This window comes from Spirosoma luteolum, from assembly GCF_054778875.1.
The window spans coordinates 362,491-381,407 of sequence record NZ_BAAGZE010000005.1; the positions used below are offsets into that span (position 1 = coordinate 362,491).

The window sequence follows — 18,917 nt, forward strand, 5'->3', positions numbered from 1 at the left end:
GGCATTTAAAACAATTAGCGGCTGGCCAAGGGTTTATAGGGATAATTCAACGCAGGCACCGGGCTTGTCATCGTAACACATGGATAATATCTATACTCCCAGGCAGCAGCGCGTGCTGCTCATCACCAGCCTGATTATCATCGCTGGTTTCATTATTTTCGGGCTTAGCGGCTACATCTCCGCTTTTCTGGGCGCGGCTATTCTGTACGTTGTGCTGCGCCCCTGGTTCGAAGCGCTGGCCATCAAGCGGGGCTGGAACCGGTCGCTGGTGGTAACGCTGCTGATTCTGTTCTCGCTGCTGGTCATCATCATGCCGTTTCTGACGCTGAGTCTGCTGCTGGTCGGCCGGATTCAGTACTACATTCAGCATAGCGACGAAATTCTCGGCCTGGCCAAGAAACTGGAAGATTTGACGGGCTTCGAGATTACCAGCCAGGCCAATATCAAGGCGGGGATACAGCAGGCCGGTACGTATGCCAGCAAGCTACTACCGTCGGTGGCCGGTAGCGCACTCGACTTTCTGGTGATTATGGGTCTGATGTTCTTCACGATGTGGTATATGTTTACCCAGCAGGAAGACTTCCAGAAGGGTTTACAGAAATACCTGCCTTTCAAGCGGGAAACGCAGCGCGAACTGGGCGAATCGCTGAAAAACAACGTCAATGCCAACGTGATCGGTCAGGCACTGGTTTGTCTGGTTCAGGGTGTACTGACGGGATTGACACTATGGATCTTCGGCGTACCCGATGCGCCTTTCTGGGGGGTAGTATCGTTTTTCATGGCCTTTATTCCGGTACTGGGCACGCCACTGGTCTGGGTACCAGCCGGTCTGATCCAGATTTCGCAGGGCAATACCACCCAGGGTATTGGCATTCTGGTAGTCGGCGCCGTGGTCATCATCAACATCGACAACCTGCTGCGGATCGCACTGGCCAAACGCATGGGCGACATCCACCCGCTTATCACGCTGGCCGGTATTGTGCTGGGGGTACCCATTTTCGGTATTCTGGGGCTGGTGATGGGGCCGCTGCTGCTCTCGTACTTTGTGGTACTGATGCAGGTATTCGAGCGCCAGAACCGCGCGCAGGAAACAGAAATCAAACGCGATGAACTGGCCGTGACTAAAGAAGCGGCCCGCGAAAGCTGATCAGCTCATCAGACATAAAAAACGGGGGGAGCCAGTTTCGACTGGCTCCCCCCGTTTGCGTATAGCCCGTAGCGGTGTTACTGGCGCGTCACTTTACTGGCCCCCGACGTCTCAGACTCCAGCTGGTCGACTTTGCCCATGGTGGCGTGGCTGGCCCCCGAGGCATCGATCGTCGCGCGGGTCACGTTCATGCCCGTTCCCTCGATCTTGCTGGCCCCGCTCAGTTCGGCTTCGAGTTCATCGGCCTGGCCGCGCAGCTGCAGGTTCGACGCCCCCGACAGATCGATCGTCAGCTTTTTCACCGTTCCGTTGAACACCGTACGGCAGGCACCACTCATGTCGATATCGAGTACATCGAAGTTGCCGAAGCCCGACAGGTTTGCTTTCGACGCTCCCGACAGATGCAGCTCGTCGATCGCTGGCAGGGTAATGGTCAGGCCAATGCGTTTGTGGTTGTTCCAGTCGAACACGCCGGTTCGTTTCAGCGACACGTTCAGCGTGCGGCCGTCTACGTCTACCTCTACGTCGTCCAGATCGTCTTCATCGCCATCGGCCACCACTTTGTAGCTCGTGCCTTTCCGGAACCGCACAATGAAGGCCCCGCTCACGTCGACTTTCGAAAAATTGTCGGCGGCAAACTGCCGGGTGTTTGTACCCACCTCATCGAAATCGTCGCCCAGTTCGGAGGCTACCGCGTCCTGCACCTCGTCGGTCAGGTCGGTAACATCGTTGTCGTCGCTGTTGCCATCGCGTTCCCGTTCGCGGGGGTAGTTGAGACACACCAGTTCGTTTTCCGGCGAGAACATCCACACGCTCGACGCCATCCGGTCGAGTTCTTTCCGGCCAAATATGTTGCGGATGTAAAGCGCAAAGGATTCGGTCATGCGGAACGGTTTGTTATAGGGAATTCGAACTTTGATATCCAGATTCTGCGCCCGGAAACGAGCGCCCGGTACCAGTGTCATGCTGTTGTCGAACCGCACGGTCGAATCCTTTACCGTGTAGGCGTAAGCCAGTTGCCGGGCATTGGCCTGCGCGTCGGCGCGGGTTGCGCCCTGCGAACGCCGATCCTGAACGACTTCGATGGCCGTTCCTTCGTAGCCTTCCAGCTCGATCGAGGGCTGCCAGTTGTCGTTATCGTCGTTATCTTCATCGAGCGCAAATGTCGGAATCCGACCGCTCACGTTCAGCGTTCCCCGTTCTTCAACGTGCCCACGGCGCTGGAAACTCTGCAGAAGCGGCACGGCTGTGCCCGTGAATACCACCAGGCTCACCAGCCACACACCACCCAGCGTAAGCGCCGTCCGGCTGCTGATAATCGGACGCGTGGTAATCAGCATGATCCCCAGAATGGCCATTCCGAACGACGGCAGCAGGATGCCCAGCACAGCCGACAGCACCATGGGCAGCGTTACATCGGCCCGGAATACGTCGAGCGGAAAGTCACCGGTGTTGATGGGCAGGCCCGTTCCGAACCCGATACCGGCGCCGAGCATGGCCAGACTTACAATCATGCCGGCAAACGCGAAGACCAGGAGCAGAATACCGGCAAACACCCGGATAATCGATACCACACCGCTCAGGAAAGGGCCGAACGCTGAGCCAAGGCCTTTCAGAATCATGGCAATGGCCCGGAAGGGAAACAGCAGCGCGCGGGTCAGCCCACTTTCGTTGCTGGGCGTTTCGTTGATGTTCAGACTCTGCTTGATCGAATTTTCGATGTTATAGAGCGTGATGGGCTGTCCCTGCATCTCCATTTTCTCGGTGAGCGTGTTGGCCGCCGGCGAAATCATCCACAGCACAATGTAGAGCAGAAAGCCTACGAAGAACACGATGCCCAACACGAACAGGAGCCGTACCACCCCGATGTCGATACCGAAGTAAGCCGCGATACCGGACGCAACGCCCCCCAGGACCTTGTCGTCAGGGTTGCGGAAAAACTTCTTCACCGACTTATCTTCCTCGATGCCGACCGAGCCGGGCAGCGCAATCCACATGGCAATGTAGGCGATGACCGTGAAACCCGACAGCCCGCCGAAGAACCCGTTCTCGTGATTCGATGCGCCCACCAGCGCCGGCAAGCCCACAACCAGGGCCACGAAAATGAGCCGGATCCAGACAACGTCGACGTTGAAGTAGTGGGCCAGCCCAGCCGCTACGCCACCCAGCGTTTTCCGGCGCAGGTCGCGTACCAGCCGGCGCGGTCCGCTGTCGGCAGCTGCCGACGACGGGGCGGGTGAGCCAAATGCGGCCGAGCCGGTGTTTTCGGCCGGGCCCGTACCGGGACGGACACCCGTAGCCGAGCCGCGGCCGCCGTTGGTTACCAGCACTTCCTCTTCCTCAACGGCTTCGAAGTCGGCTACCGTGCCCATGGCCGTCACCAGTTCGTTCACATCCTCGAGCGAAACGGCCTGTTTGCTGGCAGCTTTGAGCTTGGCCCACAGTTTTTCGGCAATGCGGTTTTCGATGTCGGTAATGATTTCCTGACTGTCTTCGTAGGTCGAGAAATACTGCTGTACCGATGATAAATATTGTTTGAGCTTATCATAGCCATCTTCTTCGATGTGGAAGATGACTCCACTGATATTGATGCTGATTGTCTTTTTCATGGCGTTTCGTGCAGGAAGATGTCAAGCGTTGGAGGAGGAAGAAGAAGGCAGCGATTCGGGCGTTGGTGGTATGCCAACCGTAACCGCTTCGGTGCCGGGTCGGGCGTGCTGCCCGGTTTTACTGATGATGGCGTCGACCGATGCGGCCAGTTCGAGCCAGGTATCGTTGAGCGCATCGAGCGAGTTGCGGCCCAGCTCGGTGAGCAGGTAATACTTGCGCGGGGGCCCCGAGGTCGACTCAACCCACTTGTAATCGAGCAGGCCGGCGTTCTTAAGCCGCGTCAGCAGCGGGTAGAGCGTTCCCTCCACCACCATAATGCGGGCGGAGGTCAACTCATCGAGCATATCGGAGGCATAAATTTCGCCCCGCGATATGATGTGTAGAATGCAGAATTCCAGAATTCCTTTCCGCATCTGCACCTGAGCGTTTTCTATATTCATTTTGCCTACTATTGAAAGTGTGAAGGAGCGGAAAGAGCCAGTGCAGTAACCGAAGCGCCAGTGGTCGCTCCGTTGTTTGCGCTTTCCCGCTCTGATGAATCAAAGGTAGCATAAGGTACTATGCAATGCAAAGTACCTTATAAATATTTTTTTTGCGTGATGACAAAAGGCGATTTTTAACGCCAGGCGGTCGAAAAACCGGATAATCCCGGCATGAAGTATGTAGCTTTTTTGGCAACACCCAGCACAATGTATCGCCTTCTCGTCCTACTGCTTGTTTTGGGGCTGGCGCAACCAGTAACAGCCCAGCCCAGCCGACCCGGCAATGAATGGATCAGCTACCGGCAACCCTATATCCGGATACCGGTTGTGCGTACCGCACTCTACCGCCTTCTCCCGGCCGATCTGCAGCGGGCGGGGCTGCCCATAGCGACCCTCAACCCCACCACGCTCCAGCTCTTTCACCGCGGTGTCGAACAGGCCATGCTGGTAGCGGGCGAAGCCGACGGCCGGCTCGACGACACCGACTACATCGACTTCTACGGGCAGGGTAACGATGGCGCGCCCGACTCGCTTCTCTACAGGCCGGCGGGCAGTATGCCCCACCCCTACTACAGCCTCTTCAGTGACACAACGGCTTATTTTCTGACCTGGCGCACCGACGGCCGGCCCGGCAAACGTATGGCTGTGACCACCGATGCCGACGCAACGGGGCTGCTGCCCGAACCGTGGCACTGGCAGGAAGAACGTCGGGTGTTTACGGATACGTACCCGGCCGGCACCATCTACCCGCTCGGCGCGGGCTACGGCAACGGCGCCATTCTGACCAGTTACGATACCGGCGAAGGCTGGACCGGACCGGCCATTAAATCGGGGGGGCAGTACGACCAAACGTTTACACTGACCAATGCCCTGCTGTCGGCCGAGGCCCCGCCCCGCCTGACCGGTCTGGTGGTGGGCCGCACCCCCACCGCTCACCGCGTGGACCTGCTGTCGGGACGTAATGCGGCTACGCTGAAGACTACCCAGACCACTACGTTTCGCGACTATACCCTGGGCCGCATCGATGCCGATCTGCCCACGGCCGATATGACGGATGGGCAACTGCTGGTGCGGATGCAGCCGCGCGAACCGGGCGAAGAAGCATCGCTGTCGTACCTGACGCTTCGCTATCCGCAGCGGCCCGATCTGGGCGGAGCCGCGCAGGCCGGACTAACCCTGCGGGCCAACCCCACCGGCCGGTCGCTGATCGATCTGAGCGGAGTGCCCCCCGGCAGCCGGCTCTTCGACATTACGAACCCCGATGCACCCATACTGCTGACCGGTACCAGCACCGGTACGCGCTGGCGCGGCCTTGTCGCGAATACCCAGACCGAACGCCGGCTGCTGACGACCAGTCAGGTGTTGCCGGCTACGGGCCTTCGACTGGTACGGTTCCGGCTTATCGACCCGAAACGCCACAACTACCTCATCGTTACCCACCCGCTGCTCCGGCAGCCGGCAGGGGGCAGCGCCGATCCGGTGCAGACCTACGCAGCCTACCGGGCGTCGGCAGCGGGTGGCAGCTACGATACGCTCACCATCGACATTGGCCAGCTGTTCGACCAGTTCAGCTACGGCGAACGACATGCCCTGGCCATTCGGCGCTTCGCCGACTACATGCTGCGGGGTAATCCGGGCGCAACGCCCTATCTGTTTCTGGTTGGTCAGTCGCGCGACCCGCAGGGCATCCGAAAAGCCGCCAATGGCCCCCTGCTCGATTTGATCCCCAATGCCGGCTGGCCTGGCTCCGACCTGGGGCTGGTCGAAGGGCTCAACGGCGAACCGGCCAACGTGCCGGCCATGCCCGTCGGCCGGCTCAACGCCCTCCGGTCGCAGAGTGTGCTCGACTACCTGAACAAGGTAAAGGAACACGAGAATACGGGCGAGCCCGCGCTCTGGCGCAAAAACAACCTACACCTGAGTGGCGGGGCCAACCTGGCCGAACTGCAGCTGTTCCGCTCGTACGTCGACGACTTTCAGCGCACGGTGTCGCAGCGGTACGTGGGGGCCCGGGTCACCACAATCGCCAAACAAACCGACAATCCGGTGGAGATCCTGCAGGTGACCAGCCTCATCAACCAGGGCTTCGGCATGATCTCCATGTTTGGCCACTCCGGGCTCGACGTGTCGGATATCGACATCGGCTTCGTAAGCGACGATCGGCTGGGTTACCGCAACAAGGGGCGATACCCGTTTCTGCTGGCCAATGGCTGTGCGTCCGGCAATTTCTACTTCGGTCGCCCCACCTACGGCACCGACTGGATCCTGACGCCCGACCGCGGAGCAGTGCTGTTTCTGGCGCATACCTACAATGGATTTCCCTTTGCGCTGAAGAGCTACAGCGATCAGCTGTATGCCCTGCTGGCCGACAGTCAGTACGTGGCCCGGCCGATTGGCCTGCTGCAGCGCGAAGCTATCCGGCGCTACCTGCGCAGCAATGCTACAATTTACCACGTTACTACCGCGCAGCAGCTTACCCTGCAGGGCGACCCGGCCGTGGCGGTGTTCCCCTTTTCCCGGCCCGACCTGGCCGTACTGCCCAACACCCTGCAGGTAAGCGGGCGGGGTGGTCAGCCCGTCGCCACGGCCGACTCGCTGGCCATTACTGCCGTGGTGGCCAACTACGGCCGTACAACCGGCCTGCCGCTCAGCATCCGGCTCCGGCGCTTCGATGCCAATGGGCTGCTGCTGCGCGAGCAGCGCTACATCCGCCCGGCTCCCCTCTACGCCGACAGCCTGCGCTGGACCCTGCCCAACGATCGCAGCACCACCGCCACCACATACGTCGAACTGGTGCTCGACCCCGACGACCGCCTGGCCGAACTCCTAGAAACCAACAACAGCGCCCGCATCGGTTCCGACGGACAGACCGACGCGCTGCCCTTTCCGGCCGATGGAGTGGCACCCCAGCTCGAAGTCGCCTTCGACGGCCGGCGCCTGGCCGATGGCGACATTGTGGCCCCTCAACCGCTGATCGATGTGCTGCTGCAGGACGACAACCGCCGGCTGCTGCGTACCGATACCACGGGGCTCGACCTTTACCTGCAGTACCCCTGCGCCAGTCAGCCCTGCCCTTATCGCCGGCTGAGCCTGCGCACGCCCGGCACCCACTGGCAGGCCGCCGGCCCCGACAACCGCTTCCGGCTGACCTACCAGCCGGCTACACCCTTGCCCGATGGGCCGTACACCTTCGAGGTGCGGGGCAGTGATCTGAGCGGAAACCAGGCGCCCCCCTATCAGATTCATTTTATGGTTCAGACCGAACCGGGTGTGCAGCAACTGATCGCCTATCCAAACCCGTTTGGCAAACAGACCCGTTTTTCGCTCATCCTGACCGGTGTCGCGCCACCACCCGCACTGCGTATCGTGCTTACCGACCTTGCCGGCCGCCCTGTCCGCACGCTGCAGCAGCCGGCCCGCGTGGGCCTGACCGAATGGGTCTGGGACGGCACCGACGACCGGGGCGCTGCGCTGCCGGCTGGTGCCTACCTCTACCGCGTCGACGGGTACGCCGGTTCACTGACTGAGGGCACCCGTGCCACCGGCCGAATCGTACTGAACCGATGAGCCGGGCCGGGCAGCTGCTGAGCCAGTTTGGGCTAACGGTGGGCCTGGTGCTGATCCTGTGCTGGCTCAACCCAAACCGCGGCACCAGCCCCGACTCAGTTTATTACCTGGCTTCGGCCAAACACCTGCTGGCAGGCAACGGCTATACGGTGTTGCAGGAAGGCAAACTGTTCTGGAACAGCATCTTCCCCCCGGCCTACTCAGCCCTGATTGCCGCCGTGGCGGGTATGACTTCCTTACCCCTGCTGTGGGCGTCGAAGGTGGTCAATCTGCTGGCGCTGGGTGCGTCGGGCTGGCTATGGCTACGGCGGCTGCAGAGCCGGCGGGCCACCTGGTTACTGTCGATCTGGTGGCTCGGCAGTTTCATTAGAATCAGTACCTACACCTGGTCAGAAACCGTTTTTCTGGTCCTGCTGGCCGAATGGACCTGGGCACTCTACCGCCTGTTCAACAGGCCAGCCTTCGGGCGCATGCTGGGCCTGCTGGCGCTGGGCAGCGCGCTTTTTCTGGATCGTTATGTGGGGGGCTTCGTCTTCGGCCTGGCGGGGCTGCTGGCGTTTGCCGCCTGGTGGCAACCGGCGTGGCTGGGCCAGCAGCTGGGTCTGCCGGTATCGGCCAGGCTGGTTCGGCTGCTGCTTATCCTGTCGGTGGCCGGCCTGACGCTTATCCGGTTCTATTTCAGTCTCAACGCCCACCTGGCCGGCTCCATGTTCGGGGGAGAGCGCTTCGTTCCGACCGAGCCTCTGCCTGCGTTGCTGACCCTGCTTGGCCGATCAGTGCTCAACGAGCTGCTGCTCCTGCGCGACATCGTACCCGGCGAGGCCGACCCGCTGGTGTGGATGGGCGTGGCGGTGGAAGCACTCGTGCTGGGGCTGGCCATCCGGCGGTGGCACCGCACGCCGGTCGAGAAACCGCTGCACCCGGTCGTCAATTCACTGAGCCGGTTTTTTGTGCTGACGGGTGGACTCTATATCGTTCTGCTGCTGGGGTTGCGCGTGGTGAGTCCGTTCAGTGGCCCCAACCTACGGCTTATGGCCCCGGGCACCTACTGTCTGCTCATGGCGCTCCTGCTCTGGATAAGCCGATTACCAGCCATACGCCAGCGTTCGCTGCGTCCCTACTGGCTGCTGCTGCTCATGGGATCGTGGTTACAGCTGCTCCCTCAGCTCGACAGCGGGCGCAAGCTCAGCCAGGTCTGGCACCAGGTGCAGGCCCACTGGCCTTAAGGCTTCAGGAGCCGATGTGTCCCCAGAACGGTACCGTTTCGATCGTACACGGTCAGGAGATACGTGCCGGCGGGTACAGTACCGATCGACACCTGCCCCTGATGCAGGGGCGACGACAGTACTCGGCGACCATTCGCGTCGGTGAGCAGCACAGCCGCAGGCGTAGCCCCGCCCGATACTACCCGGATTGTATCGTACGTAGGGTTCGGATAAACCTGTAAAGCCTCACCCTGACCCGGCGCGGTGCCCAGCACATGTAGCTGCCCGGTGGCGTAGGTTTCAAGCGCTTGTTCCATACAGGGCATGAGCTGCCTGCTGTTGGCGCCAAACATGGAAAAGCCCCCGTCCCACTCCCACCAGGCCGACGGTATCTGCAGTTTTCCAAGCGCCAGGTAGATGGCTTCGGCGTGGCGGCACCGGCTGTCGGGATCGGCGCGGAGATTATACGAGCCAAACTCACCCAGAAAAATCGGCACCTGCTTCGCTACCGACCAGTTTTTGGCAGCTGCCAGACTGTTGTAGAGCGCGGCATACGTAGCCTCAGCAGGGTACTTGTTCAGTGCGTTCTCGATCCAGGTGCCTTTGGCAGCCGCTGGAACCGTCAGTGATTCGGCCGGGTTGGCCGGAAACGGTACGCCTTTCAGATCGGGCAGTCCATCGCTCGACCAGGTAGCGCCCTGGTGGGTAAATACAAACGGATCGTAGAAATGAAAGGTGTAGATGATGTTCGGATCGGCGAAAGGCTCCGACTGCTCCATAGCTGCGCGGCTGTTCCAGTCGTGGAAGCCAACGATCAGCGTATGCTCGGGCACAATGGCCCGCACCGTCTGAATCAGCTGGGTGGCCTGCGCCCGCCAGGCCGCACCCGTCATGTTGTGGGGCTCGTTGCGCAGTTCAAACATTACCCGTTCGGGATCGGTGTTGCGGTAGCGGGTGGCAATCTGCTGCCAGAGCCATACCAGCCGCGCCGTAGAATCGGCGCCCGGCACCGATCCATCGAATTCAACATGGTGCAGGTCGATCACGACCCGGAGGTTATTGTCCAGCGCCCAGCGCACGAGGGAATCGGGGGCGGCCAGGCCGTCGGGCGCGTCCCAGCGGTAGGGTGCATTGACGTTGGCCCAGGCCCCGAAAGTAACGGGAAGCCGCACGGTCTGGAAGCCGGCCCGGGCCATAGCCGCCAGTTCGGTTTTGCGCCGGGCCAGCTCGGCCGGCTTCACAAAATCGCTGAAATGACGGGCTTTGGTGCCGTTCCAGTACTGTTCGAGGTACGACAGGTTCATACCCAGCCCCAGTTCAGCCGCCCGTTGTGAGGCAACCGACTGGGCGAAAACGGGCGACAGACACAGGGCCAGCAGCCATACACTACCAAGAATACGCATGCACAGGGCCCTTGCCGGGCGAACAGGTAAGTCAGGTCGTAAACCAGAAACGGCTCCGCTTTTACCCATTTAATCCCAGCACTCCATAATGAGCAGGTCGCCTGAGCGGGCTTCGATCCGGACAAAGCCGTCGCGGGCGGCTTCGTTGCTGCTGCCGGTGCGATACCCCAACGTCAGGGCTTCGTCGGCCAGGTTATACGTTAGCCCGTCGGTTACGATGCCCGACACCGTGCCGACCGGAATTAGTGAGATGGGGGTGCTGGCTTCATACCATTTCTCGAAACGGCCCACCAGCGGAAAAATCCTGGAGTGATCGTCAAACATCACCGTCCGGATCCGGTCTTTATAGCGCACCAGACTGGTCATGTTGGTGATAGAATGATCGGCGCGCCGACCCGTGGCCCACACGATGTTGACCGCCGGATAGCCGCGCTCGATCAAAAACTCGATGCCTTTGTCGAGATCGGTTTTGTTCTGGTCGGGCGTATGAACGATCTCGATGGGGTACTGCCGTTCCCGCACGGCGTCGAGGTCGAGCCGCCGGTCGAAATCGCCGAGCAACACATCGACCTTGATCCCCAGGTCGAGTACCCGCCAGATGGCACTATCGAGCACCACTACGGTCGGGCTCCACTCCAGCAGCTGCCCCAGCAGTTCGGGCTGGCAGGCTTCGCCATTGGCAATCAGCAGCGCCGGCTCCTGTTTCTCACGAACGATGTGGTGGGAGGACATGGGAAATTCGGTTTGTCGTTTTCAGTATTCAGTTTTCAGTTTGTGGTTTTCAGTTTACGGTATACGGTATCCGGCGGGGATTTCAGTTTACGGTATTCAGTCTACGGTTTACAGTATCCGGCGGGGATTTCAGTTTGTGGTTTTCAGTTTACGGTTTACGGTATCCGGCGGGGATTACGGTGGGGTTTTCAGTGTACCGTAGGGCAGGCTTTCGTAGAGACCAGGCTTGCCCTTCGCAACGAGCCTGCAAACCGAATACTGCAAACTGAATACTGAATACCGAATACCGAATACTGAATACTGAATACTATAAACTCAATACTCTCCCACCTTACAACGCGCTGCGCAGGGCTTTTTCGACATCGTCGGGCTCGTCGACGGCCTGTGCCTGGTATTGGGTTTCGACCAGTTTGATGCAGTAGCCCGCTTCGAGCCACCGCAGCTGTTCGAGCGATTCGGCCTGTTCGAGGGGCGAAATGGGCAGTTGGGTGATCTGGGCCAGAATATCGGCGCGGTAGGCATAAAGCCCCACGTGCCGGTGATAAACGTGGTGCTGGTGCCAGTTCATGGGGTTGATACCCCGGAGGTACGGAATAGGCTGCCGGCTGAAATACAGGGCCTCCTGCCGGGCATTCATCGTAATCTTGACCTCGCTCGAACTGAGCAGAATCTCGGCCGAATCGACCGGGGCCATCTGCGTAGCCAGTTCGACCGAACCATCCAGCACCGAAGCCAGCTCGTCGATCTGGTTCGGATCGAGAAAGGGTTCATCGCCCTGGATGTTGATGATGTACGTCGTCGGATCGTCGGGCAGCGTACCGTCGGTCACCAGTTTGCGGTAAGCCTCCTGGCAGCGATCGGTACCGCTGGGCAACTCGGTGCGGGTCATGACGGCCCGCCCGCCCACGGCCCGCACGGCATCGACAATGCGTTCGTCGTCGGTAGCGACCACCACCAGGTCGAGCTTTTTAGCCTGCCGGGCCTGCTCCAGCACCCGCTGGATCATGGGTTTCCCCCCGATATCGGTGAGGGGCTTGCCGGGAAAACGCGTCGACCCATAGCGGGCGGGAATGATGCCAATGATCATGGTTCGTGTTGGATTTGAGGTGGTCCGGTTGTGCAGTACGCCGGGGCAAAAACGGCCGAAAACCGGCTACGGAAAAACCGGGAACGGATTATTGCTGAACGGGGCCATCGGGCCCAACTGTCCAGTATGTGGGTGTAATGGCCTGCCGCTGCCGGTAATACTGGTCGTAGACGGGTCGGTAGCGCAGCCGCTCGGCCATAACCGTATCGAACTGTCCCAGCAGCCCCAGCAGCACCTCGCAGCCTTCGCGCACGGCCCACTGACCGCTCTCGGCGCCCGTTACGTAATCGACCAGCCCGTGGCGCACCACGTAGTCGATCAGCAGCGGGTTGGCGCGCCGACGCACCATGACCCGCACACCGGCCACCTCGGCCACCGACAGGTCGAGCGCATCGTCGAAGAAAAAAGCGACTTCGTGGGGTTGCAGCTGGTGCTGTTCGAGCAGGTGGTGCAGCACGTCGATCTTATGCTTGGCCTGCGAGTAGCAGGCGTGAAAATGCTCGCGGCCCACCAGCGTATCGGCCAGCGTATTGGTCACACCCGTAATCACGGCCATCAGCGGCAGCCGGCCACCGTGGTGCAGCCAGAAGCCAAACCGCAGCAGGTTGGTCCCCATTGAATCGACCTCGCTGAAACTGCTGCTGCCGGCTTCGGTCTTGACCCCGTCGTTAAACACCCCGTCCCAGTCGAACACCACGGCCCGGATGTGGCGCAGCTTGTCGGTCAGCACATCGACCGGGGTGATAAACTGACCGCCCAGGGCGGTAAACGTTTGTTCGGTAGTGGTCATAAAATAGCCCCTCTCCGGGCTGGAGAGGGGTTTAGGTAGTCAGCAGCCGTTAGGCCAGTTCGGGCAGCGTATTGCGGTATTTTACTTCTACCGCGTGCAGTTCGAGCAGCGGTTTCAGGAATTCCTCGAGGTACTTGATGTCGAGCTGGCTGGCCGCGTCGCACAGAGCCTCCGAAGGGCAGGTATGCGTTTCCACAAACAGACCGTCGACCCCGGCAGCCACCCCGGCGCGGGCCAGTACGGGCAGGTATTCGCGGGCACCCCCTTTGGCATCGGCAGACGGGATACCGTATTTCCGGATCGCGTGCGTCACGTCGAACACCACGGGGTAGTTGGTGCGGGCCATGTGGTAGAACGACCGCGGATCGACCACCAGGTCATTGTAGCCGAAGGTGAAGCCGCGCTCGGTCAGGATAATCTGCTCGTTGCCCGAGTCTTCGATTTTCTTGACCGGGTGCTTCATGTTCTCGGGCGCCAAGAACTGACCGTGCTTTACGTTGACTACCCGGCCCGTCTGGGCAGCAGCCACCACCAGCATAGTTTGCATGCAGAGGTAAGCCGGAATCTGAATCACGTCGACCACGTCGGCCACAGCCGCGCACTGATCGGGATAGTGTACGTCGGTCAGGATCGGGAAGCCAAACTGCTCCTTCACCCTGGCCAGCACCTGAATGCCTTTTTCCAGGCCGGGGCCGTTGTAATAGTTCAGGCTCGAGCGGTTGTCTTTCTGGAACGACGATTTGTAGATGATCTTGATACCGACCCGCTCCTGGATTTCGCGGAGCTGCTCGGCCACCGTCATCATGATTTTTTCGTCTTCAATGACGCAGGGCCCCGAGATGAGAAACAACTCATCCGAACCACATTCGATCTCGCCAACGCGAACGATTTTCTGAGACATAGTTTTTTGCTGATTTGAAACATGACCGGCCACTGAACCCTCAGCGGCCGGGACTAAACCACGGGGCCGACCCTACATCCGGCGGAACAGGTCTTTCAGCACGTCGATCGTGATGACCTCTTTCCAGTTATCGCCGATGGCGTGGAGCCACATGTGGGGCAAGCCATACGATACGTGGGCCATCTGCGTGAGCACCTCGTCGCTCCAGTCGTTCGACAGGCCCTGCGGCAGGTCGATCTGGTGATAGGCTACCATCTCCTTGAACTCCTTCACACCCTCCGGGTAGTAGTCGCCGAGGTGGTTCATGGCAATACAGTTGGCGTAGCAGTGGCGCATGCCCAGAATTTTCGACAGACCGTAGCTCAGCGCGTGGCATACGCCCACCTCCGAGTACGTCAGGCTCAGCCCGCCCATCAGCGAGGCTACCATCAGCTTGTCGTCGTTTTCGGGCGTTTGCCCCGAGGTCGGCCCGAGGTAGATTTCGCGGCAGAGTTTCATCGACTGTTCGGCGAAGGCATGCGAGTAGGCATTGTTCAGCCGTCCGTTTTCCGATTCCACGCAGTGGATGTAGGTATCCATACCGGTATAGAACCACCAGTTGCGCGGCACCGAGGCAATGAGTTCGGGGTCAAGCACGATCTGGTTAAAGACCGTCCATTCGCACTTCAGACCCAGCTTTTTCTCCGGCCCCGTCAGCACGGCGGTCATCGACACTTCGGCCCCCGTGCCCGAAATGGTGGGCACGCCTACATGGTAGATACCGGGCTTTTTGATCAGATCGAGGCCCTGGTACAGGGTAGACGAGCCTTCGTTGGTCAGCATTAGCGACAGTGCCTTGGCAATATCCATGATGCTGCCCCCGCCAATGCCGACCACCCCCGACGGCAGGCCTTTGGTAGCCAGAATCTCGTCGCGCAGGCTGTCGATCTGTTCGGTGGTAGGCTCGTGTTCTTCCACGCTGATGTAGTACACCAGATCGTGGGGATGGGCGGGCACCCGGTTTTCGAGGGGCTGGCCTTTAAAATAGTTGTCGACCAGAAAAACGAAGTACTGGTTGTTGTCGGCCCGGCGGGGCGCCAGAATATCGTCGAGCTGGTTGAAGCTCCCCCGTCCGTAGACGGTTTTCTCGACGCCTTTGAAGTTTTTGTGCACTGTCATAATTACTACGTTAGCGACCAGCTGTTTTCTACGCCATAGAGGCCAAACATCCGGTCCCGGCTGGCAATGGGTACTGTTTCGGTGAGCGCCTGGGCAATCAGCATCCTGTCGAACGGATCCCGATGATGCAGCGGCAGCTGACTCAGGGTAAGCAAATGACTGGCTTCTATGCCCAGTATCTCGAACCGGTTCCGCTATAAAAACCGAAAAAACTCCGGCAGGGATGTTCCCAGATCGAGTTTGCCCAACCCACTCTTTATCGTAATCTCCCAAAGGCTGGCTACGCTCACGTAGCATCGATTGGCGGGATTAGGAATGAACTGCTGAATGGCTTCGGGTAGCTCGTCGCTACCGTCGTAAAACCAGAGCAGCGTATGCGTATCGAGCAACCAGGGCTTCATTGGTAATCAGCAAAGTCATCGAGGGGTGCATCGAAATCGGCAGCCATCGTTACTTTACCGTTCGCATACCCAAATTCACGTTCCCCGTCCGGCTGGCGCTGCCTTTGTTTCAGCCGTAAGAACTGAACAAAATGCTCCACCTCCTGACGCAGGTCCGGCGGTAATGCCTGAATTTCAGCCAGCAAACCAGTTGTCGACATGAGTAGGTTGTTTACGCTTCAACGGGCAACGCTTTGGTTACAGCGGCCGCAATTGCATCGGCCAGGGTGCTTACCTCATCGGCGGTCCAGCTCGCCCGGATGCCGAACGAAATCAGCCGCCCGATGGTCTGCTGCGCGCCGGGCAGATCGAGGGCATTGTAGTCCTGCGGAGCGCCCAGTTTTTCAATAGGCAGCGCCGACGCCGTCCGCATCGCCTTAATATGGTCCCACTGGTTGATGAAGTGGTACATGTTGGTGTACCAGTAGTTGAAGCCACCCACGCCGGCCGCATTCAGCTCGGCCACCACACGCCCGGCCGACTCGGTATCGGGCAGCAGCATGTTCAGGAACGTAGCCGAATCGCCATCGGGATCGGGCAGGCGGGCAAACGATACGCCCGGTACCTGACCCAGTGTCTGCATCAGTTGTTTCTTGTGCCCGTTGTTTTTCCGGATCACCTCGGGCACCCGGCGGGTCTGTACCAGCCCAACGGCCGCGTGCAGTTCGCTGATGCGGTAGTTGAAGCCCAGAATGGGGTGCTGCTCCATACCCCGGTTGCTGCCGATGTGATCGTGTCCGTGGTCGGAATAAGAATCGGCGTTTTTATAGATGGCCTCGTCATTGGTGACCATTACGCCCCCTTCGCCGGCCGTGGCAATCTTGAAGAAGTCGAACGAGTAGGCGCCGGCCTTACCCCATAGACCCGTATAAACGCCTTTGTAATGGGCTCCCATGGCCTGACCGGCATCTTCGATCAGCACCAGATTGTGCTCCTCGATAACGGCCATGATCGCGTCCATGTCGGCCATCTGCCCGCACATGTGTACCAGACAGACACCCTTGGTTTTCGGGGTAATGGCTTTCCGGATGCCTTCTGCGCTGAGGCAGAGCGTATCGTCGATATCGGCAAATACGGGCAGAGCACCGGCCATCAGCACCGCTTCGATGGTGGCGATGTAGGTAAAGGGCGGCACGATGATTTCGTCGCCCGTGCCAACGCCGGCGGCTACCATGGCACATAGGGCGGCCGTCGACCCGCTCGACACGGCGTGGGCGTAGTTGGCCTTGACCAGACCGGCCACTTCGGCTTCAAATTCGCGGGCTTTATAGATATTGTTGCGTTGCGCTTCGTGGTTGTAGCGAAACAGAATGCCGGTTTCCAGCACATCGTTGATTTCGCTGCGCTCGTCGGCGCCGAAAAACTCCATTCCAGGCATAATCAGGACGGTTTACGTTGGTTTGTTGTCCGTAAAATGATTCGGCAAAAGTACGGCATTTTAGCGACTTCACCCGACCAGCGCCGGAACGTCAGTACGGAATGCGCTTGTCGAGCCGGTCCCACTCCTCGAAAACCATGTTGGCTTCCTCGCGCAGGGCCTGCTGCATCGGAATGTGGCGCTGCTCGCGGGGCTTGTCGAGTTCTTCGTAAATAAACTGATCATCGAAGCCGGCCTGGGCAGCGTCGGAGTGGAATGCCCCGTACACAATGCGGTCGGGCCGGGCCCAGTAAATAGCCCCCAGACACATGGGGCACGGTTCGCACGATGCGTAGAGGGTGCAGCCGTCGAGCTGGAACGTGCCCAGCCGCTGGCAGGCGTCGCGAATGGCTACTACTTCGGCATGCGCCGTAGGGTCGTTGGTCGAGGTAACGCGGTTGCAGCCCTGCCCCACGATCTCGCCATCGCGCACGATCACGGCGCCGAACGGGCCACCCTCGTTGGTAGTCATGCCAGTGCGGGCCAGTTCGATAGCCAGCCGCATAAACTCATCGTCGGTTTTCAAAGACGTCATCGGTAACAGAATATACAGGTAAAAGAAATCAGGGATTCGGGCCTGCCGGATGGGCATCACCAGGCCCACGCCGTCGGGCCCTGCCCCCAGCAACAGCCCTTCCTGCCGGTCGCCCCGACATTCAGTAGGTAGGTGGCTAAAACGCGACGGTTTACGTACCAACCAGCTGGATAGGGTACCGGCCAAATTTCGCATCGTCTGACATAATAGGGACGTTACGGGCAATGGCCTGGGCAATAATGAGCCGGTCGAACGGATCACCGTGGTAGAACGGAAGTCGGTGCAGCATACGCAGATCAGCCAGGTCGATATCCAGTAACTGAAACCCCTGACGGGGCAGTTCATCGAAGAACTGATCGAACGCCATACCAAGATCCAGCTTTCCCAACGCAGCCTTGATCGTGATTTCCCACAAACTAGCCTTACTCACAAAACAAGGCGTCTGGCTCTGCTCGATATGGTCTCGTAGGGCCGGTGCCAGGCGTTCGTCTCCTTTGGCATACCAGAGCAGTATGTGCGTGTCGATAATCATGGCTGATAATCGGCAAATACATCGAGCGGCTCATTGAAGTCATCCGCAATCTGGCCGATCATGGTCCTGGCAAATCCAAAGCGGGGTTTGCCTGCTTCCGGCGTAGTCGTAGCCGGAACAGGCGGATGAATACGGATAATATTCAGTTCCGCCAGGTCTTCCAGCAGCCGGTACGCCTTTTCATCGATTAAGTCAACGGTGATCGTAGTCATAGCGCTCGTTAGTGGCCAAAAGGAGGCCAATCAATATACGTTTTTTTGAGCAATTCCCCCTACCGGATGGGCATCACCAGGCCCACGCCGTCGGGCCCTGCCCCCAGCAACAGCCCTTCCTGCCGGTCGCCCCGACGCTTAAAGATCAGGTAGTTGACCAGATCGAAGGCGAACAGAAAACCGCCCTGCAGCATAATCGACCGGCCGTAGCCCCGTTGCTGGGCCGCCTTGTCGGTGGCACCGCCCGGCGCATCGGCCCGGCCGCGTTCGCGCAGGTACAGGCCGCCCATCACGTAGGCCACATCGAGCCCGGCGTTGACCAGCAGCACCTGCTTCATGGTTTCGTGCTGCCGAACGGCGGTGGCCAGCGACTCGCCCTCGCCGGTCTTGTGGCGCAGCGCCAGCAGCGTAGCCCCCGACAGGCCCAGGTTGACCAGGTTCCAGTAGGCGTTCATGCGGTGAAACGCGTTCGTTTCGCCGGTGGTTCGGCTCGCGCCAATGGCCCCGGCCACCACGTTGGCCAGCGCATAACTGCCCAGCGTATAGCCCACGGCCCGCTGGTGCCGGATGCGCTGCTCGCTGAACGCGCGGAGGGTGGGTGCGGGCGTGGCCCGCTGGGCCGAGGTGGGCGGGGCGATCAGCAGAGAGCCGGCCGCCAGCAGCCAGTAACGAAGTGAGGGCATAGCCAGAGCGTTTGCG

The 18,917-nt window shown here is 59.9% G+C and carries 19 protein-coding genes; 3 read left to right on the forward strand and 16 right to left on the reverse strand.

All coding sequences use genetic code 11. The annotated features are described in order from the left end of the window. Positions 1 to 79 precede the first annotated feature (79 nt). A complete protein-coding gene (locus ACYVAC_RS09140; protein ID WP_461097323.1) occupies positions 80 to 1,147 on the forward strand; it encodes an AI-2E family transporter in 1,068 nt (355 codons plus the stop codon). Between the two features lie 77 nt (positions 1,148 to 1,224). Here the strand turns inward: ACYVAC_RS09140 and ACYVAC_RS09145 are convergent, their stop codons facing one another. Both ACYVAC_RS09145 and ACYVAC_RS09150 read right to left on the reverse strand, forming a co-directional pair. Further along, on the reverse strand, positions 1,225 to 3,756 hold the full coding sequence (locus ACYVAC_RS09145) for a PspC domain-containing protein (protein ID WP_461097324.1): 2,532 nt from the start codon (positions 3,754 to 3,756) through the stop codon (positions 1,225 to 1,227). Positions 3,757 to 3,777: 21 nt separating this feature from the next. Next, positions 3,778 to 4,197, reverse strand: a complete 420-nt coding sequence (locus ACYVAC_RS09150; RefSeq protein ID WP_461097325.1) for a PadR family transcriptional regulator — start codon at positions 4,195 to 4,197, stop codon at positions 3,778 to 3,780. A gap of 249 nt (positions 4,198 to 4,446) precedes the next feature. Between ACYVAC_RS09150 and porU2 the strand changes: the two genes are divergently transcribed. Both porU2 and ACYVAC_RS09160 read left to right on the forward strand, forming a co-directional pair. Then, positions 4,447 to 7,806: a putative type IX secretion system sortase PorU2 gene (porU2, locus tag ACYVAC_RS09155; protein WP_461097326.1), complete on the forward strand. Its 3,360-nt coding sequence runs from the start codon at positions 4,447 to 4,449 to the stop codon at positions 7,804 to 7,806. Then, positions 7,803 to 9,032 (forward strand): hypothetical protein, encoded by a 1,230-nt coding sequence (locus ACYVAC_RS09160; RefSeq protein ID WP_461097327.1) that lies wholly within the window; start codon positions 7,803 to 7,805, stop codon positions 9,030 to 9,032. The genes porU2 and ACYVAC_RS09160 overlap by 4 nt, the downstream gene beginning before the upstream one ends. Here ACYVAC_RS09160 and ACYVAC_RS09165 read toward each other — a convergent pair. From ACYVAC_RS09165 to ACYVAC_RS09230, 14 genes are all read right to left on the reverse strand, one after another. Next, a complete protein-coding gene (locus tag ACYVAC_RS09165) occupies positions 9,029 to 10,414 on the reverse strand; it encodes a cellulase family glycosylhydrolase (RefSeq protein ID WP_461097328.1) in 1,386 nt (461 codons plus the stop codon). The genes ACYVAC_RS09160 and ACYVAC_RS09165 overlap by 4 nt on opposite strands. A gap of 69 nt (positions 10,415 to 10,483) precedes the next feature. Then, entirely contained in the window at positions 10,484 to 11,146 is a 663-nt protein-coding gene (locus ACYVAC_RS09170) for a thiamine diphosphokinase (RefSeq protein ID WP_461097329.1), read from the reverse strand. A gap of 331 nt (positions 11,147 to 11,477) precedes the next feature. Beyond that, positions 11,478 to 12,233 carry a 3-deoxy-manno-octulosonate cytidylyltransferase gene (kdsB, locus tag ACYVAC_RS09175; protein WP_461097330.1) on the reverse strand — a complete coding sequence of 252 codons (756 nt, stop codon included), beginning with the start codon at positions 12,231 to 12,233 and terminating at the stop codon, positions 11,478 to 11,480. Between the two features lie 88 nt (positions 12,234 to 12,321). Next, positions 12,322 to 13,023, reverse strand: a complete 702-nt coding sequence (locus tag ACYVAC_RS09180; RefSeq protein WP_461097331.1) for a phosphatase — start codon at positions 13,021 to 13,023, stop codon at positions 12,322 to 12,324. 49 nt (positions 13,024 to 13,072) lie between these two features. Next, a complete protein-coding gene (gene kdsA, locus ACYVAC_RS09185) occupies positions 13,073 to 13,924 on the reverse strand; it encodes a 3-deoxy-8-phosphooctulonate synthase (RefSeq protein WP_461097332.1) in 852 nt (283 codons plus the stop codon). 72 nt (positions 13,925 to 13,996) lie between these two features. Next, on the reverse strand, positions 13,997 to 15,082 hold the full coding sequence (locus tag ACYVAC_RS09190; protein WP_461097333.1) for an iron-containing alcohol dehydrogenase family protein: 1,086 nt from the start codon (positions 15,080 to 15,082) through the stop codon (positions 13,997 to 13,999). 5 nt (positions 15,083 to 15,087) lie between these two features. Continuing rightward, a complete protein-coding gene (locus ACYVAC_RS09195; protein WP_461097601.1) occupies positions 15,088 to 15,261 on the reverse strand; it encodes a PIN domain-containing protein in 174 nt (57 codons plus the stop codon). 15 nt (positions 15,262 to 15,276) lie between these two features. Continuing rightward, positions 15,277 to 15,483, reverse strand: coding sequence for a type II toxin-antitoxin system VapC family toxin (locus ACYVAC_RS09200; RefSeq protein ID WP_461097334.1), 207 nt, complete (start codon positions 15,481 to 15,483; stop codon positions 15,277 to 15,279). Continuing rightward, complete coding sequence (gene vapB, locus ACYVAC_RS09205; RefSeq protein WP_461097335.1) at positions 15,480 to 15,683, reverse strand: type II toxin-antitoxin system VapB family antitoxin; 204 nt, start codon at positions 15,681 to 15,683, stop codon at positions 15,480 to 15,482. Before vapB ends, ACYVAC_RS09200 begins: the two co-directional genes overlap by 4 nt. A gap of 11 nt (positions 15,684 to 15,694) precedes the next feature. Next, the gene (locus ACYVAC_RS09210) at positions 15,695 to 16,900 is read right to left on the reverse strand and encodes a DegT/DnrJ/EryC1/StrS family aminotransferase (RefSeq protein ID WP_461097336.1); all 1,206 of its coding nucleotides are present in this window, start codon (positions 16,898 to 16,900) and stop codon (positions 15,695 to 15,697) included. A gap of 91 nt (positions 16,901 to 16,991) precedes the next feature. Then, entirely contained in the window at positions 16,992 to 17,474 is a 483-nt protein-coding gene (locus ACYVAC_RS09215; RefSeq protein WP_461097337.1) for a nucleoside deaminase, read from the reverse strand. 151 nt (positions 17,475 to 17,625) lie between these two features. After that, complete coding sequence (locus ACYVAC_RS09220) at positions 17,626 to 18,006, reverse strand: type II toxin-antitoxin system VapC family toxin (RefSeq protein ID WP_461097338.1); 381 nt, start codon at positions 18,004 to 18,006, stop codon at positions 17,626 to 17,628. Beyond that, positions 18,003 to 18,218 (reverse strand): hypothetical protein, encoded by a 216-nt coding sequence (locus tag ACYVAC_RS09225; RefSeq protein WP_461097339.1) that lies wholly within the window; start codon positions 18,216 to 18,218, stop codon positions 18,003 to 18,005. Before ACYVAC_RS09225 ends, ACYVAC_RS09220 begins: the two co-directional genes overlap by 4 nt. A gap of 59 nt (positions 18,219 to 18,277) precedes the next feature. After that, complete coding sequence (locus ACYVAC_RS09230; protein ID WP_461097340.1) at positions 18,278 to 18,901, reverse strand: DUF6992 family protein; 624 nt, start codon at positions 18,899 to 18,901, stop codon at positions 18,278 to 18,280. Positions 18,902 to 18,917 lie beyond the last annotated feature (16 nt).

Excerpts from the sequence above, each read along its gene's own strand:
- ACYVAC_RS09140 (WP_461097323.1), top strand. The coding sequence starts at position 80 with ATGGATAATATCTATACTCCCAGGCAGCAGCGCGTGCTGCTCATCACC.
- ACYVAC_RS09145 (WP_461097324.1), bottom strand. The coding sequence starts at position 3,756 with ATGAAAAAGACAATCAGCATCAATATCAGTGGAGTCATCTTCCACATC.
- ACYVAC_RS09150 (WP_461097325.1), bottom strand. The coding sequence starts at position 4,197 with ATGAATATAGAAAACGCTCAGGTGCAGATGCGGAAAGGAATTCTGGAA.
- porU2 (WP_461097326.1), top strand. The coding sequence starts at position 4,447 with ATGTATCGCCTTCTCGTCCTACTGCTTGTTTTGGGGCTGGCGCAACCA.
- ACYVAC_RS09160 (WP_461097327.1), top strand. The coding sequence starts at position 7,803 with ATGAGCCGGGCCGGGCAGCTGCTGAGCCAGTTTGGGCTAACGGTGGGC.
- ACYVAC_RS09165 (WP_461097328.1), bottom strand. The coding sequence starts at position 10,414 with ATGCGTATTCTTGGTAGTGTATGGCTGCTGGCCCTGTGTCTGTCGCCC.
- ACYVAC_RS09170 (WP_461097329.1), bottom strand. The coding sequence starts at position 11,146 with ATGTCCTCCCACCACATCGTTCGTGAGAAACAGGAGCCGGCGCTGCTG.
- kdsB (WP_461097330.1), bottom strand. The coding sequence starts at position 12,233 with ATGATCATTGGCATCATTCCCGCCCGCTATGGGTCGACGCGTTTTCCC.
- ACYVAC_RS09180 (WP_461097331.1), bottom strand. The coding sequence starts at position 13,023 with ATGACCACTACCGAACAAACGTTTACCGCCCTGGGCGGTCAGTTTATC.
- kdsA (WP_461097332.1), bottom strand. The coding sequence starts at position 13,924 with ATGTCTCAGAAAATCGTTCGCGTTGGCGAGATCGAATGTGGTTCGGAT.
- ACYVAC_RS09190 (WP_461097333.1), bottom strand. The coding sequence starts at position 15,082 with ATGACAGTGCACAAAAACTTCAAAGGCGTCGAGAAAACCGTCTACGGA.
- ACYVAC_RS09200 (WP_461097334.1), bottom strand. The coding sequence starts at position 15,483 with ATGAAGCCCTGGTTGCTCGATACGCATACGCTGCTCTGGTTTTACGAC.
- vapB (WP_461097335.1), bottom strand. The coding sequence starts at position 15,683 with ATGTCGACAACTGGTTTGCTGGCTGAAATTCAGGCATTACCGCCGGAC.
- ACYVAC_RS09210 (WP_461097336.1), bottom strand. The coding sequence starts at position 16,900 with ATGCCTGGAATGGAGTTTTTCGGCGCCGACGAGCGCAGCGAAATCAAC.
- ACYVAC_RS09215 (WP_461097337.1), bottom strand. The coding sequence starts at position 17,474 with ATGACGTCTTTGAAAACCGACGATGAGTTTATGCGGCTGGCTATCGAA.
- ACYVAC_RS09220 (WP_461097338.1), bottom strand. The coding sequence starts at position 18,006 with ATGATTATCGACACGCACATACTGCTCTGGTATGCCAAAGGAGACGAA.
- ACYVAC_RS09225 (WP_461097339.1), bottom strand. The coding sequence starts at position 18,218 with ATGACTACGATCACCGTTGACTTAATCGATGAAAAGGCGTACCGGCTG.
- ACYVAC_RS09230 (WP_461097340.1), bottom strand. The coding sequence starts at position 18,901 with ATGCCCTCACTTCGTTACTGGCTGCTGGCGGCCGGCTCTCTGCTGATC.